The following is a 14,815-nucleotide window of genomic DNA, read 5'->3' on the forward strand; positions in this document are numbered from 1 at the left end:
ATGCCGCACCTCGCTGCAACGGCGGCCCGTCCGTGCTGCGCAGCATAAAATGTTCCCGCACTGCACAAACTGCTTGGATTCATGACGCTTTTGCGCATATTCTTTAAAAAGGCGCAATCGTTACCGGCGGCTTACTTAAGCTGCCCGGTGTCCGGGGAGGATGCAGATGGCCGCAAAAGACGAACCTATTGTTATCAAGAAATATGCCAATCGCCGTCTCTACAATACGGGCACCAGCACCTATGTGACGCTCGAGGATCTCGCTGAAATGGTCAAAAAAGGCGAGGACTTTACTGTCCAGGACGCCAAGACCGGTGACGACATCACGCATCCGGTGCTGACCCAGATCATCTTCGAGCTGGAGAACAAGGACGGGCAGAACATGCTGCCGATCCCGTTCCTCCGTCAGCTCATCGCCTATTACGGCGACCAGATGCAGATGATCGTGCCGAGCTTTCTCGAGCAGTCAATGCTGGCCTTCTCTAAGGAGCAGGAACGCTTTCGCGAGCAGATGAAAGATGCGCTCGGCAAGTCGCCGATGGACATGATGAAGATCGCCACGCCGATCAAGGTGCTGGAGGAGCAGACGCGGCGCAACATGGAAATGTTCCAGAACGCCATGCGGCTGTTCACACCGTTCCCGCCTGCGGGCTCTGCGCCGGCAGCAGCCCCGGCCGAACCGGCCAGGAAGGAAACACCGGAAAAACCCGACGACCTTCAGGAACTGAAGGAGCAGATCGCCGCGATGCAGCGCAAGCTCGACACGATGTCCTGACTGCCGGCTGGCGAAGTGCCGGCCGAAACTTCCTTCAGCAGACCGTGTGATAAACATCTTCGTCTCGAAAGGCGGAGATGTCATCCATGCTATGCATCGTGGCATGCTCTATTTCGTGGTCACCGTCACCAGAGCGGTAACAGGTTTGCCGTCTACTAGAATGGGCCGGTGATGATCATCGGCAAGAAGCACGCCGATTACGTGTCTGCCGGCGGCATTCGGGCAATGGCCGAAACGGGCCTTGATAAGGTCACCGCCAAAGTCGCTGTTCATGCTGTTGTACGACTTGCCGGGGATGTTGCAGGTGTCTCCGTCGGGATCGATCTTCATATGCACGTGGCCGCATTGGCTGATTTCCTCACACTCACCCGCAGGGAGCAGCCTGAAGTTGCTCCTGACGACGACGCCTATCGCCTTCTCAGGAGCATTGCCCAGTTCGACAACTGAACCTGCGGTCGGCAGGCGATTTCCAGGGTGGGCCGATCCTCGGCCTCGGCAGACACGAGCGACAATAAGGAGAAAGCGAGGGCAGTCGTTGCGGTGATGCGAAACATGGTAACCTCCGTTGCGATGTAAACATTGATTACATACGCAGGGCTCGAACGCAAGGGAAATAATCAGTGTTTACATTCCGCTCTCGTGCTATTTGGCTGAGATGACCAAGACTACTGATTCCGACGAAGCCGGACATGCCAAGCGATACCATCACGGCAATCTTGTCGAGGCCTTGATCGCGGCAACCGTGGAGATCATCGAGGAACGGGGAGCCGAGCATGTCTCCGTACGCGAAGCCGCAAAACGTGCCGGCGTTTCACCCGGCGCACCATTCCGGCATTTTCGATCGAAAACAGCGTTGCTAACCGCGGTCGCCGAACAGGCCATGGATCGGCTGACAGAGGCTGTTGCCAAGGCGCAGTCGAAAATCGGCAGCGCAGATCCCATTGAGGCTTTCGAAGCAATCGGACAAGGCTATCTGGAATGGGCAATTACCAACCCCACGCATTTCCAGATCATCAGTTCCAGAACCCTAATTGATTTTGAAGCGTCGGACAGCCTTCGTCATCAGAATGAGGCTATTCGGCGGAGGATGATCGACTTGCTGACGCAAGCGCAACAACACGGTCGGCTTGCTCCCGACACCGACTTTGATCATCTCGTGCTTGCCGCGCGTGCACTCGTGTATGGGTTGGCACGCATGGCGCTCGATGGTCATTTCCGGGAATGGCATCCGTCCGAGCCGCCAGCCCTGGCCGCGCAGCGGGCTCTCCGACTTTTCATGAGCCGTATGACCATTCCATCTAAAGCTTAAATCCGCCAGCACCCAAAAAAAGGGCCCGGGATTGCGCCGCCAGCTAATGGAACTCCGGCAGCGGTCCCTGGTAGCGGGCGCGTGGCCGGATCAGGCCGTTGCTTGTCACCTGTTCCACCGCGTGCGCGGCCCAGCCGACGCTGCGGCCGAGCGCGAACAGACGGAACGGCGCATCGGACGGCAAGCGGAGGCTGCGCGTCAGCGCAGCCAAGGCGAAATCGACGTTCGGGCGCATGCCCGTTGCCGCAAAGGCCGCATCGCAAAGCCGCAGCAGCCCATCATCGACATCGATAGCGGCCAGCAAAGGTTCGGCGCGCGGATCGCCTTCGGGATAAAGCGGATGGCCAAATCCGGGCAGTGGCATGTCGTGACCGAGCCAGCGTCCGACGGCCGCATCCGGCCCCAATCTCTGCGCATCCTCACCCAATATCATGACGGCCTCCGCGGCGGCGCCATGGCGCGGACCGGAGAGCGTGGCGAGGCCGGCAAGCAGGCAGGCCGAAACAGGTGCGCCGGTGGACGCGGCGACCCGTGCGGCGAAGGTCGATGCGTTCAATTCGTGATCGGCCAACAGTACGAGCGAGCGGCGGATCAAGTCTGCGCCGGCCGCATCGAGCGACCATCCCCGCGCCAGCCTTTCGTGCACGGCACCGGTTCCGGGAATCGCGCCGAGCGCCTGGGCCAGGGCGGCGATGGCGCCGGCGGCATCGTGGTTGAGCGAAGCTGATCGGCGGCCGAGCGAAGGCCGGCCGGTGGCCGCCAACGCGGCCAATCCCGCGAAGGCGGCCGGCCGGCCAGTTGCGCCGTTGCCATGGCGGCTCGCCGAGACAAACGACACTGGTGCGTCAGACGCCCAAAGCAGGTTTGCCGTCTGCTCCAGCGTGGCAGCCTCGCAGAGTGCAACCGCATCCTGGCCGCGATAGACGAGGCGGCCGTGCAAAACGGTCGAGATCGTGGTGGCTATCGCCGGCTCACCCCAGGCAATTGCACTTTCGGCGATGGCCTGAGGATTTCGGCCGCGCGCCCGGCGGCTCGCCAGCGCCGCGATGTCGTCGGCGCGATACTGGCTACGGCGTGGATCCGCCCCATCCGGCCGCATGCCGATGCGTCCGCGGCTGACATAGGCATAGAGCGTCTGGGCGCGCACCTTGAGACGCTCCAGGGCCTCGTCCCGCGTCAGCCACTCCGTCATGTGAGTCCTGTCATGTTGATTCTGTTGATCAAGATTGATGATCCAATCGCCAACCCTTATCTACCGCGCGGAAAGGGTCAAGGAGAAAACCAATGGCGAATGGGCTCGATGATGTGGTGGCGGCGGAAACGGTGCTCTCCGATGTTGACGGTCTTGGCGGCCGCCTGACCATCCGGGGCCATTCGTTGCCCGAACTGGCAGGCCGCTGGAAATACGCCGAGGTGGTCCATCTGCTGTTCGACGGCTTTTTCGACGATCTTCCCGGCGACAAGGAACTGGCGAACGCGATCGGTCGGGCGCGCAGCGAAGTGTTCGAGCAGATCGAACCCTTGCTGCCGTTTCTCACATCCCTCGATATCTACAGCGCGATGCGCGCCGGCATTGCGCTGCTGCCGGACGGCGGCAAATTGCCGGACGCGCTGCGGCTGGTTGCAGCACCTGCCGTGCTGACGCCGGCCTTGCTGCGCTTGCAGCGCGGCGAAAGCCCGATTGCGCCCGATAGCAAGGCCGATCATGCCGCCGACATGCTGCGGATGCTGACCGGCATTGCGGCCTCGCCGAAGTTGGCGAAGGCACTCGATGCCTATCTCGTGACGGTTTGCGACCATGGCCTCAACGCATCGACCTTCGCCACGCGCGTGGTCGCTTCGACGCAGGCCGGGCTTACTTCGGCGGTGCTGGCCGGGCTCGGAGCGCTCAAGGGGCCGCTGCATGGCGGCGCCCCAGGTCCGGTGATCGAGATGCTGGATGCGATCGAGGCGCATGGCGACGCCGCCGGCTGGCTGCGTGACGAGATCGGGCGCGGCCGGCGCATCATGGGCTTCGGGCATCGCATCTACCGCGTGCGCGATCCGCGTGCCGACGTGCTGAAAGCGGTGGTGCGGCAACTCGGCGCCAAGGGCGAAGCCGGCCACCGGCTGGCGTTTGCCGAGAGCGTGGAGCAAGCGGCGCTCGAAGTGCTTCGCATCGCCAAGCCGTCGCGCTCGCTCCAGACCAATGTCGAGTTCTTCACAGCACTTCTGCTGGAGGCGGCGGGCTTTCCGAAGGAGGCGTTCACCAATGTCTTTGCTGCCGGGCGCGTCGCCGGCTGGATTGCCCATGCGCGCGAGCAGCAGACGAGCGGACGGCTGATCCGGCCGCAGTCGCGCTATATCGGGCCGGTCCCAGACCTCGTCGCTTGAGGATTTTTCCCTCGCATACTTGCGGAAGCCGGTCGCAATAGCCGGTGCTGGACACCTCTCTCGTCGAGATAAGAGAGGTCCTCATGACAAAAATTTCATGTCATTGCTCCACACATCCGCTGTTCTTGGATGGCAGAGAACCTATATGCTGCAGTGCAACATGGTTCCGCGGGAACCCACTTCAAAGGAATAGCCAGCCTTGACTACCAGAAAAACCGCCATCGTCACGGGTTCTACCTCGGGCATCGGCCTGGCCATTGCCCACGCGCTCGCGGCCGAAGGCTGCAACCTCGTCGTCAATTCCTTTTCCGATACCGCAGACGACCACGCCATCGCAGACGCGATCGCGAAGCACCACAAGGTGAGGACCGCCTATGTCAAAGCCGACATGTCGAAGCCGGCCGAGTGCCGGGCTTTGGTGGCGAAGGCAGCCGAGGCATTCGGCTCGGTCGACATCCTGATCAACAATGCCGGCATCCAGCATGTCGCGCCGGTGGAAAGCTTCCCGATCGAGAAGTGGGATGCGATCATCGCCATCAACCTGTCATCGGCCTTCCACACCATCGCCGCCGCCATTCCGTTGATGAAACAGGCCGGTGGCGGCCGGATCGTCAACGTCGCCTCGGCGCACGGCTTGGTCGCGTCGCCGTTCAAGTCGGCCTATGTCTCGGCCAAGCATGGCATTATGGGCTTGACCAAGACTGTCGCTCTGGAGCTGGCGCGCGACAAGATCACCTGCAATGCCATTTGTCCGGGCTATGCGCTGACGCCGCTGGTCGAGGCGCAGATCCCCGACCAGATGAAGGCCAACAAGATGGACCGCGAGACGGTGGTCCGCGAGGTCATGCTCGAAAAGCAGCCGACCAAGGAGTTCGTTACCGTCGAGCAGGTTGCGGCGGTGGCAGTGTTCCTATGCTCGGATGCGGCGGCGCAGATCAACGGCACGCACATCTCTGTCGATGGCGGCTGGACCGCTCAGTGAGCCATCCAGCGGTCAAGGGCCACGCCATGCCGAAGAACGGCAAGGTGGAAGAGCCAAAGAAGATCAACATCGCGCTGCAAGGCGGCGGCTCGCACGGGGCGTTTTCCTGGGGCGTGCTCGATCGGCTGCTGGAGGACGGGCGCCTCGACATAACGGCGGTTTCGGGCACCAGCGCCGGCGCCATGAATGCCGTGGCGCTGGCCGACGGCTTTGTCCGCGGCGGCGTCGAGGGTGCGCGGCGCAAGCTCGACGATTTCTGGCGTGCGGTGGCGGCAAAGGGCCGCTTCAGCCCGGTGCAGCGCATGCCTTGGGACGTCGCCTGGGGCAATTGGTCGATCGAGAACACGCCTGGCTATTTCCTGTTCGATACGATGTCTCGGGTATTTTCGCCCTATGTCGCCAATCCGCTCGCCATCAATCCGCTGCGCGATGTGGTCGAACGTGAGATCGATTTCGACAATGTGCGCGCCTGCAAGTCGATTGAACTGTTCATTTCCGCTACCAATGTCGAGACCGGCCAGTTGCGGGTCTTCTCGGACGGCGAGATCGACCTCGACACGGTGATGGCGTCGGCCTGCTTGCCGCAATTGTTCCGTGCCGTCGAGATCAAGGGCGTGCCCTATTGGGATGGCGGTTATGGCGGCAACCCGGCACTGTTCCCGTTCTTCAAGACGGCGGCCACCGAGGACGTGCTTTTGGTTCAGATCAATCCGGTGGTCCGCGAGGGGACGCCGAAGAGCGCCAATGAGATTCAAAACCGCATCGACGAGATCACCTTCAATGCCGGGCTGTTGCGCGAATTCCGCTCGATCGCCTTCGTCAAGGAATTGATCGCCGCCGGCCGACTGCCGCACGGCGAATATCGCGACATACGCATGCACCGCATCGATGCCGACGAAGCGTTCAAGGATTTGTCGGCATCGTCCAAGGTCAATGCCGAATGGGCGTTCCTTGCTTATCTGCGCGACCTCGGCCGCACCGCGGCCAGTGACTGGCTGGAAGAAAACTACGACGCCGTCGGCAAGCGGCCGACGATCGATCTGTCCGGCGAGCTCGATGACGGCCTGAAGCCGGTACGCGGGCCCGCGCCGGGCCGGCGGGTCAAGGAGTTTCTTGCTGCGCGCAAGCAGCCCGAGGCCGCCCGCCGTCCGGCCTAGAACGGTCAATCCTTTCGGAAACGCCGAACCGCTCTATCTTTTTTCTTTTTGTTTGACGCAATTCCGGACGGAAACCGTTTCACACTTTCCTGGAATTGCTCTCGCTCCTCCGCAAAGCAGATGACATCGCAATCTGTCCGATCATCCTGACAATTGCTGCCATACCGCTGTTTTGGCGATCAACAGCCGATGCTGCAGCCGCATCTTTGCGGACAAAGCAACAATCCATCAACTTTTCTGACTATATTGCGCCGCAACTTTGAGGTAGAAGCGCGCTTCGCCGATCACGGCAATTTGAATACGGCCTCGCGCGCACCCATATCGGCGACGCGCCCCAAGTAGAAGATGCGGCTTGGCCGAACCCCGCGCACTGGAAAAATAACGATGCCGAAATTCAGGTTTCACAAGCTTGCAGCCATTGTTGTGCTCATCGGTTTCGCCGGCTGGATGGCGACAGGCGAGTTCTCGTCCGTCGGCAGCGCGTCCGCCGACAACAAGCCCAAGGCAGGAGAGGTCGAGCAGCCCAAGACAGCCGACGCAGGCAAGCCCCAAACTGGCGAACAGGGGGCTGCCAAGCCGGGGACTGCCGAGGCGGAACAGCCCAAGGCGCCGTTACGCACGGTCGCGGTCATAACCCCGCCGCGGCGCACCTATGCACGCGCTATCCGCATTTCCGGACTGACCGAAGCCGACAAGCGCGCCGTCCTGGCGACACGCGTCGCCGGCGTTATCGACAAGCTGCCGGTCAAGCAGGGTCAGCACGTCAAGACCGGCGACCTGATCCTGATGCTTGCCGCCGAGGAAAAAATCTCGGCGGTCGACAATGCCAAGCAGCTTGTCGTGCAGCGGGAGGCAGAGCTGGCTGCTGCCCTGCGGCTGATGAAAACCGGCAATCTGCCCAAGTTGCAGCTCGATACAGCCCGCTCCAACCTGACGCTGGCCAAGTCGCAACTGGACGCAGCGCAAGCCGAACTCGACCGCAACGAGGTGAAGGCGCCCTTCGACGGCGTTATCGACCGGGTGCCGGTGGAGCTTGGCAGTTCCGTGATGCAGGGCGGCGAGGTGGCTACTATTCTCAGCCTCGACCCGGTGATTGCGCGCGGCGAGGTCAGCGAACGCGATCTCGGCTATCTGAAGATCGGTGACAAGGCGAATGTGCGTCTGGTCAGCGGCCAGAACGTCGAGGGCATCGTGCGCTACATCAGCCGGGATGCATCTTCGGCAACCCGTACCTTCCGGGTCGAAGTCGCCATCCCGAATGCAGATGGTTCCGTACCGGCCGGCATGACGGCCGAAATCGCGCTCAGCGCCCAGCCGACCGACGCCGTCATGCTGCCGCGCTCGGTGGTGACGCTCGGCGACAAGGGCGACCTCGGCATCCGCGCCGTCGACAAGGACGACAAGGTCGTGTTCTTCCCGATCGACCTGGTCGACGACACGCCGACCGGCCTGGTGCTCGGCGGCATTCCGGCCGACGCCCGCATCATCGTCGCCGGCCAGGAGCTGGTGAAGGAAGGCGAAGTGGTCAAGCCGGTCGAAGCGGACCAGGCGACCATCCAAAAGCTGTTGGGCGAAGCGACGACCGGGACGCAGTAATCATGGACATCGTCAAACTTGCAATCAGCAATGCCCGGCTGACCATTTCGGTCCTGGTCTTTCTCATCCTTGCCGGTGCGGTTGCTTACCAGTCGACGCCGAAGGAAGCGGAACCGGACGTTCCGATTCCGATGATGTATGTCAGCCTGATCTACCAGGGCATCTCGCCGGAAGATTCCGAGCGCCTCTTGCTGCGGCCGATGGAAGCCAAGCTGAAGAGCCTGAAGGGCCTCAAGGAGATGCGCTCGGCCGCCTTCCAGGGCGGCGGTTATGTGCTGGTCGAATTCCAGCCACAGACGGATCTCGCCACCGCGCTGCAGGACACGCGCAGCAAGGTGCAGGACGGCAAGGCCGACCTGCCGCAAGCGGCCGAGGAGCCCGTGGTCTCAGAGGTCAACATCTCCGAGTTCCCCGTCCTGGTCGTGACGCTGTCGGGCGAGGTGCCCGAGCGCGTGCTGACGGCGGCGGCGCGCGAGTTGCGCGACCGCATCGAGGAAGTGCCTGGCGTGCTCGAGGGCTCGCTGCAGGGTGCGCGCGACGACCTCGTCGAAGTGGTCATCGATCCGATGAAGCTGTCTTCCTACGGGCTGCAGCTCGACCAGTTGATCGGTGCGGTCGGCGCTTCCAACAGTCTTGTCGCCGCCGGCAATATCGAAGGGTCCGAGGGCAAATACGCAGTCAAGGTGCCGTCGCTTATCGAGACGCCAGAGGATGTGGCGGCGCTTCCGGTCGTCGCCGGACCCAATGCCGTGGTGCAGGCCAAGGATATCGCCACCATCCGCTCGACCTTCAAGGACGCCGAGACGGTTACCCGCCTCGACGGCAAGCCGGCGATTGCCATCGAGGTGAAGAAGCGCATCGGCTCCAACCTGATCGATACGATTGGCAAGGTCAGGGAGGTGTCCGACGCCTTCATCAAGACGATGCCGGAGGGCATGCACGTCACCTACACGCAAGACAAGTCCGTTTTCGTGAACCAGTTGCTCGGCGACCTGCAGAACCACGTGATGATCGCCGTCATCCTGGTGTTCATCGTTATCCTCTACGCGCTGTCCGGCCGTGCCTCGCTGCTGATCGGATTGGCCATCCCCTCGTCCTTCCTGATCGGCATCCTGTTGTTGGCGATGATGGGCTACACGATCAACATGATCGTGCTGTTCAGCCTCATCCTGGCGGTCGGCATGCTGGTCGACGACGCCATTATCGTCACAGAATTCGCCGAGCGTCGCATGAGCGAGGGCATGCCGAAGCAAGAGGCGTTCGCGCTTGCCGCCAAGCGCATGGCCGGCCCGGTCATCGCGGCGACGATGACGCGCATTGCCGCCTTCTCGCCGCTGTTGTTCTGGCCGGGCATCATCGGCGACTTCATGAAATATATGCCGATCACGCTGATCGTGACGCTCTCGGCCTCGATGCTCTATGCGCTGGTCTTCGCGCCGACGCTGGGCGCGATATTTGCCAAGGCGCCGGCCCATCACCCCGACGACAATCGCGACGGCTGGTACATGGCCGTGGTCAAGCAGGCGGTGCACTATCCCATCACCGTGCTTGTCCTCACTGTGGCGCTGTTGTTCGGCGTCGGCTACGCCTATTCGAAATTCGGCGCCGGCGTCGAATTCTTCCCGAATGTCGAGCCTGACTACGGCCTGCTCTATGTCCACGCCCGTGGCAATCTTTCGCTTGCCGAAATGGACGCGGCCACCAAGACGGCGGAAAATCGGCTGCTCGGTTGGCCGGGCGTGAAGTCCGTCTATACGCGTGTAGGCAAGACGCAGGGCGGCGGCCAGGACGTTCCGGAAGATGTGGTCGGCGTGATCCAGTACGAATTCGTCGACTGGCGCGAGCGCAAATCGGCGAACTCAATCCTGGACGAACTGCGCGGCGTGATGGCCGGCATTCCCGGTGTCGACGTCGAGGTTCGCGTGCCGGAAGCCGGCCCGCCCACCGGCAAGCCGATCCAGATCAGGCTTTCGGCCGTCGATCCGAAGGGCCTTGACGACAAGGCCCGCGCGGTCGCCGCGCGCATTGCCAAGGTGCCCGGCGTCATCGATATTTCCGACGGTCTGGCGCCGCCCGGCGTCGACTGGGCGCTTGAAGTCGATCGCGCAAAGGCGGCGCAGTACGGCATCAGTCCGACCGCGGTCGGGACGGTCGTGCAATTGGTGACCAACGGGCTGAAGCTCAGCGAGTACCGGCCCGCCGGCGCCGACGATGCGGTGGACATCAGGCTGCGCCTGCCCGAAGATCGGCGCACGCTGTCGACGCTCGACGAACTCAGGGTGCAGACCGCGCAAGGCTCGGTGCCGATCTCGAACTTCGTCGTGCGCAAGCCGGAGCCGACGGTCGGTATCCTCAACCGCATCGACGGCGCGCGAACGGTGGTCGTCCAGGCCAACGTCGCTGCCGGCGCCCAGGTGGCTGCCGTCCAGCAGGAGGTCACCAAAGCTGTCGCCGACATGAACCTCGGCAGCGGCATTCGCTGGAAGCTTGCCGGTTCGAATGAGGACAGTGCGGAGGCCGGGGCCTTCCTCAGCAAAGCCTTCGGTGCGGCGATCTTCCTGATCTTCATCGTGCTTCTGGCGCAGTTCAACAAGTTCACCAGCGTCTGGCTGGTACTGTCCTGCGTGGTCATGGCGACGATCGGCGTGTTCCTCGGGCTGCTGCTGACGGGAGAGGCATTCGGCATCGTCATGTCGGGCATCGGTGTCATCGCGCTGGCCGGCGTGGTGGTGAACAACAACATCGTGCTGATCGACACCTATGACCGGTTGCGCGAAGAGGGCTGGGACAAATACGAAGCCGTTCTGCAGACCTGCCGCGAACGTGCCCGCCCGGTGGTGCTGACGGCAGTGTCGGCGATTCTTGGCGTGCTGCCGATCGCTTTCGGCCTCGGCCTCGAAATCTTCCACCACGAGACGACGATCAACGCGCCGTCGACGCAATGGTGGATTTCGCTGTCTTCGGCGATCGTCTTCGGGCTGTCCTTCGCCACCGTGCTGACGCTGGTGGTAACGCCGTCGATGCTGATGGTGTTCACGCGCGCCAAGGTCAAACCCGGTGCGCGCCGTGGCTGGTTCAGTAGCCTGTTGGGGCGTCGCAAGGCCGATATCCCGTCGAAAGGCCTGGACGCCGATCTGGGCGCCGAGCCGGCGATCGCCTTCCCGAAGGCCGCCGAATAGAGTCCGATTGCTGCCCTGATCAAGCAAAGGCCGCCCGGGAACAATGGGCGGCCTTCTGCATTGTTTCGTCATTGCAACCTCAAAGCGAGGATTTTCTGATGACGATCAGCACCATTCTCATCATTATTCTTATTCTTATCCTGATCGGCGCGGTTCCGGCGTGGCCGCATTCTCGGTCCTGGGGTTACGGCCCATCGGGCATCGTCGGCGTCATCCTGATCGTTGTCTTGGTGCTGCTGTTGATGGGCCGGATCTGAGCGCAATCATTGGTCCGGACAAGCGGCGGATGACCGTCAGACCATCCGTCTTTTTCAACTTCCTTATTGGGCAGCTTGCTGCACCGGCTTGGTTGTGGCGACGCCGATATCCTCAAGCGCTTCCGATACTGCATCTTCCAGCGGCGTGTGCGGGATCGTACCGATAATGCCTTCCAGCCGGGCTGAAGCCAGCCGGTGCGGCTCGAAGCGGAGATAGGACATCGAAACGATCTCGCGCCACATCGCCACGAACGGGCTGCCGGCGCGCAGCACCCACCACGGCATCTTCGTCAGCTTCAGCGCGCGCCCGAGCGCTTTCTCCGCGGCCGCCTTGATGTCCAGATCGGTCACCGCATGGCCAGGAAAATTCAGCGCCTCGTATGAGCCGAGCTTGTCGAGATTGTCAGCCAGCCCGACGAAGGCCTTGGCCAGGTCGGGCAGATAGGCCCATTCATGCACGAGATCGACCGGTCCCGGTGCCGTATAGATACCCTTGGTCATCTTGGCGGCGACAACCAGATCGAACCACGATCCGCTGCCGGTGCCGCCGAAGAAATCACCGGCGCGCAGCAGGATCGTGCGCACCCGACCCGCGTCGGCCTCGCGGCGAAACAGATCTTCCATGGCGACGCGGATGCGGCCCTTTTCCGTCGTCGGGCGAAACGGCGTGTCTTCGGCGATCACCGCCGGCATCGGCGAGCCGTAATTGTAGACGGTGCCCGGGAAGAGATGCAGTGCGCCGTTCGCCCGGCAGGCAGCCATGACGTTCTCCGCCATCGGCAGACACTTGCCCCAGTCGGTGTAGAGCGGGTTGAGGCCGTTGAAGATGATGTCGACGCCTTCGGTGGCGCGGATCAGCGCGTTGCGGTCGAGCGCGTCGCCGGCGATTGCCGTGGCGCCTTTGAGCTCGGCCGGCACCTTGCCGCCGCGGGTGACGGCGCGGACATCGTAGCCGGCATCGAGGAAGGCCTTGGCCACCGCACGGCCGAGCCGGCCGTTGGCGCCGAGAATTGCGATCTTGGTCATTGTTCGTCTCCGTGTTTGTGTTGCGACCCTGTTGTGGTCTCTTCGCAAGCGAATGAAAATTGACTAAAGCTGGCGATCTGATATTCAATTTTGAATGGATATCGATTGGAACCTGATCAAGAGTTTCGTCACGGTGGCGGAGACCGGCAGCCTGTCTGCCGCCGCGCGAAAACTTGCCGCAAGCCAGCCGACGCTCGGCCGCCACATCGCCGAGCTGGAACAGGCGCTCGGCGTCACCCTGTTCCGGCGTGGGCGGCGTGGCTATGCGCTCACGGAAGCAGGCAGCACGCTCTTTGAACAGGGTCGCGCGGTGAGCGAGCAGGCAAGCGCCTTTTCGCTGCTGGCGCTGGGATCGGTCGAGGCGATAGAGGGTACGGTGCGCATTGCCGCCAGCGAAGTGGTGGCCGCCTATGTACTGCCGGAAATGATGGCGAGGCTTGGTTTCGAGGAGCCGGGTATCGAGGTCGAGATCGTCGCCTCGAACCAGGTCGAGAATCTGCTGCGTCGCGATGCCGATATCGCCATTCGCATGGTCAAGCCGGCGCAGAATGAACTGGTCGCGCGCAAGGTGACCGACATTCCGCTCCGCGCCTGCGCGGCAAAATCCTATCTCGACCGGCGTGGCCGTCCGCGCGAGGCCCGCGATCTCGCCGGCCATGATCTGGTCGGCTTCGACCGCAGCGATGAGATCATTCGCGGCTTTGCCCAGTTCGGCGTCCCGCTTGCCCGCAATGCCTTCCGCTTCAGGACCGATAATCAGATCGTGCTGTGGGAAGCGGTGCGGGCGGGAAACGGCATCGGCTTTGGCCAGGAGCCGCTCGCCGACCGTGATCCGCTGGTCGAGACAGTGCTGCCGGGTCTTCCGCTGCCGACGCTGCCGGTGTGGCTCGCCATGCACCGCGACGTGCGTACAAGCGTCCGCATCCGCCGCGTCGCGGATTTCCTCTACGAAGAGTTCAAGCGCTATTCAGCCGGTGCTGCCTCGGCTGCGAATTCAGCGCGGTGAGCGAGGCCGGCCATCAACAGCACGACGATCAGCAGCCCGGACAGAGCGACGAAGATCGGGCCGAAGCTCGAGTGTTCGGCGATGAAGCCGATCGCCGACGGCGCCACCAGAATGCCTGAGTAACCCATTGTGGTGACGACGCTCATGCCGGTGCCGGACGCCATGCCCTCCTGGTTGCCGCCGGCCGAAAAGATGATCGGCACCATGTTGGCAATGCCGAGGCCGCAAAAGGCGAAGGCGGCAATGGCGAGCCACGGCGAGGGAGCCAGCCCGGCCACCAGCATGCCGGCAGCAGCGGCAAGAGCCGAGGCGCGCAACGTCGTAACGGCCCCGAAACGGTTGCGGACGCCATCACCAAGGAAGCGCATGACGGCCATGACACCGGAAAAGGCGGCGTAGGCCAGGCCTGCGATGGCAAGATCGGCGCCGAGCTCCTGCCTGAGATACAGCGCCGCCCAGTCGAGCACCGCACCTTCGGAGATCATCGTCAGCAGTGCCATCAGCCCAACCAGATAGACCAGCGGGTTTGCCGGTAGCGCGAATTTGTGGTGCTCGGCGACTGGGTGCTTGTCCTCGGCGATCAGGTAGCGGATCGCTACGGCGATGACGGCAAAGGCAAGAGCCGTCACCACCGTCGCATGGGCGAGGTGACCGTAGTTCTGGATGGCGAAACCGCCCAAAGCGCCGCCAGCGAAACCGCCAAGGCTCCAGAAGCCGTGCGAGGACGACATGATGGCACGGGACAGCCGCCGTTCGACTGCCACTGCATTGGCATTCATGGCGACGTCCATGCCGCCGATCGAACCGCCGAAGATGAACATGGCGATTGCCGCCAAGGGCACGTTGGGGGCCAGAGCCACGACCAACAGGCCGAAGCTGCCGGCAAGTCCGAACCAGCGCAGCACAGTGCGCGAGCCATGCTTCGAGATCAGATGGCCGCACCAGGTCATGGCGGTTACGGCCCCTGCCCCGAACAACAGAATCAACAGGCCGAGCGTGAATTTGCTGATGTCCAGCCGGGTGAGGAACACCGGGATCTGCGGCGCCCAGCTCCCGGTCAGGAATCCATTGGCGAGGAAGATGCCGGCCACTGCCCAGCGTCCACGAATCGCGGTCTGCGTCATTTTCTGCGCGTCCATCGGGTAGAATCCGGTC

13 protein-coding genes are annotated in these 14,815 nt (G+C 62.8%); 10 read left to right on the plus strand and 3 right to left on the minus strand.

Annotated features, from left to right (window positions below; genetic code table 11):
* The first annotated feature begins 166 nt into the window (after window positions 1-166).
* From phaR to NKJ72_RS05195, 3 genes are all read left to right on the plus strand, one after another.
* Window positions 167-775, plus strand: a complete 609-nt coding sequence (phaR, locus tag NKJ72_RS05185; protein WP_254816501.1) for a polyhydroxyalkanoate synthesis repressor PhaR — start codon at window positions 167-169, stop codon at window positions 773-775.
* A gap of 168 nt (window positions 776-943) precedes the next feature.
* Window positions 944-1,222, plus strand: coding sequence for a hypothetical protein (locus NKJ72_RS05190; RefSeq protein WP_352476134.1), 279 nt, complete (start codon window positions 944-946; stop codon window positions 1,220-1,222).
* 208 nt (window positions 1,223-1,430) lie between these two features.
* Window positions 1,431-2,084, plus strand: a complete 654-nt coding sequence (locus NKJ72_RS05195) for a TetR/AcrR family transcriptional regulator (protein WP_352476135.1) — start codon at window positions 1,431-1,433, stop codon at window positions 2,082-2,084.
* 43 nt (window positions 2,085-2,127) lie between these two features.
* Here the strand turns inward: NKJ72_RS05195 and NKJ72_RS05200 are convergent, their stop codons facing one another.
* On the minus strand, window positions 2,128-3,276 hold the full coding sequence (locus NKJ72_RS05200) for a citrate/2-methylcitrate synthase (RefSeq protein WP_352476136.1): 1,149 nt from the start codon (window positions 3,274-3,276) through the stop codon (window positions 2,128-2,130).
* Between the two features lie 92 nt (window positions 3,277-3,368).
* Between NKJ72_RS05200 and NKJ72_RS05205 the strand changes: the two genes are divergently transcribed.
* From NKJ72_RS05205 to NKJ72_RS05230, 6 genes are all read left to right on the plus strand, one after another.
* Window positions 3,369-4,457 (plus strand): citrate synthase/methylcitrate synthase, encoded by a 1,089-nt coding sequence (locus tag NKJ72_RS05205; protein WP_352476137.1) that lies wholly within the window; start codon window positions 3,369-3,371, stop codon window positions 4,455-4,457.
* Between the two features lie 199 nt (window positions 4,458-4,656).
* Complete coding sequence (locus tag NKJ72_RS05210) at window positions 4,657-5,439, plus strand: 3-hydroxybutyrate dehydrogenase (RefSeq protein ID WP_352476138.1); 783 nt, start codon at window positions 4,657-4,659, stop codon at window positions 5,437-5,439.
* A 26-nt stretch (window positions 5,440-5,465) separates the two neighbouring features.
* Window positions 5,466-6,596 carry a patatin-like phospholipase family protein gene (locus NKJ72_RS05215; protein ID WP_352476433.1) on the plus strand — a complete coding sequence of 377 codons (1,131 nt, stop codon included), beginning with the start codon at window positions 5,466-5,468 and terminating at the stop codon, window positions 6,594-6,596.
* Between the two features lie 384 nt (window positions 6,597-6,980).
* Window positions 6,981-8,192, plus strand: coding sequence for an efflux RND transporter periplasmic adaptor subunit (locus NKJ72_RS05220; protein WP_352476139.1), 1,212 nt, complete (start codon window positions 6,981-6,983; stop codon window positions 8,190-8,192).
* 2 nt (window positions 8,193-8,194) lie between these two features.
* A complete protein-coding gene (locus tag NKJ72_RS05225; protein WP_352476140.1) occupies window positions 8,195-11,371 on the plus strand; it encodes an efflux RND transporter permease subunit in 3,177 nt (1,058 codons plus the stop codon).
* A gap of 98 nt (window positions 11,372-11,469) precedes the next feature.
* Complete coding sequence (locus tag NKJ72_RS05230) at window positions 11,470-11,628, plus strand: DUF3309 family protein (RefSeq protein ID WP_023678456.1); 159 nt, start codon at window positions 11,470-11,472, stop codon at window positions 11,626-11,628.
* Window positions 11,629-11,691: 63 nt separating this feature from the next.
* Here NKJ72_RS05230 and NKJ72_RS05235 read toward each other — a convergent pair whose 3' ends face one another.
* Complete coding sequence (locus NKJ72_RS05235; RefSeq protein WP_352476141.1) at window positions 11,692-12,654, minus strand: SDR family oxidoreductase; 963 nt, start codon at window positions 12,652-12,654, stop codon at window positions 11,692-11,694.
* Window positions 12,655-12,748: 94 nt separating this feature from the next.
* On the opposite strand from NKJ72_RS05235, the gene NKJ72_RS05240 reads away from it, so the two are divergent.
* Window positions 12,749-13,660, plus strand: coding sequence for a LysR family transcriptional regulator (locus tag NKJ72_RS05240; RefSeq protein ID WP_352476142.1), 912 nt, complete (start codon window positions 12,749-12,751; stop codon window positions 13,658-13,660).
* Here NKJ72_RS05240 and NKJ72_RS05245 read toward each other — a convergent pair.
* Entirely contained in the window at window positions 13,618-14,799 is a 1,182-nt protein-coding gene (locus NKJ72_RS05245; RefSeq protein ID WP_352476143.1) for an MFS transporter, read from the minus strand. The genes NKJ72_RS05240 and NKJ72_RS05245 overlap by 43 nt on opposite strands.
* Between the last annotated feature and the right edge of the window lie 16 nt (window positions 14,800-14,815).

Source organism: Mesorhizobium sp. M0045, from assembly GCF_040323385.1.
Classification (GTDB): Bacteria; Pseudomonadota; Alphaproteobacteria; order Rhizobiales; family Rhizobiaceae; genus Mesorhizobium.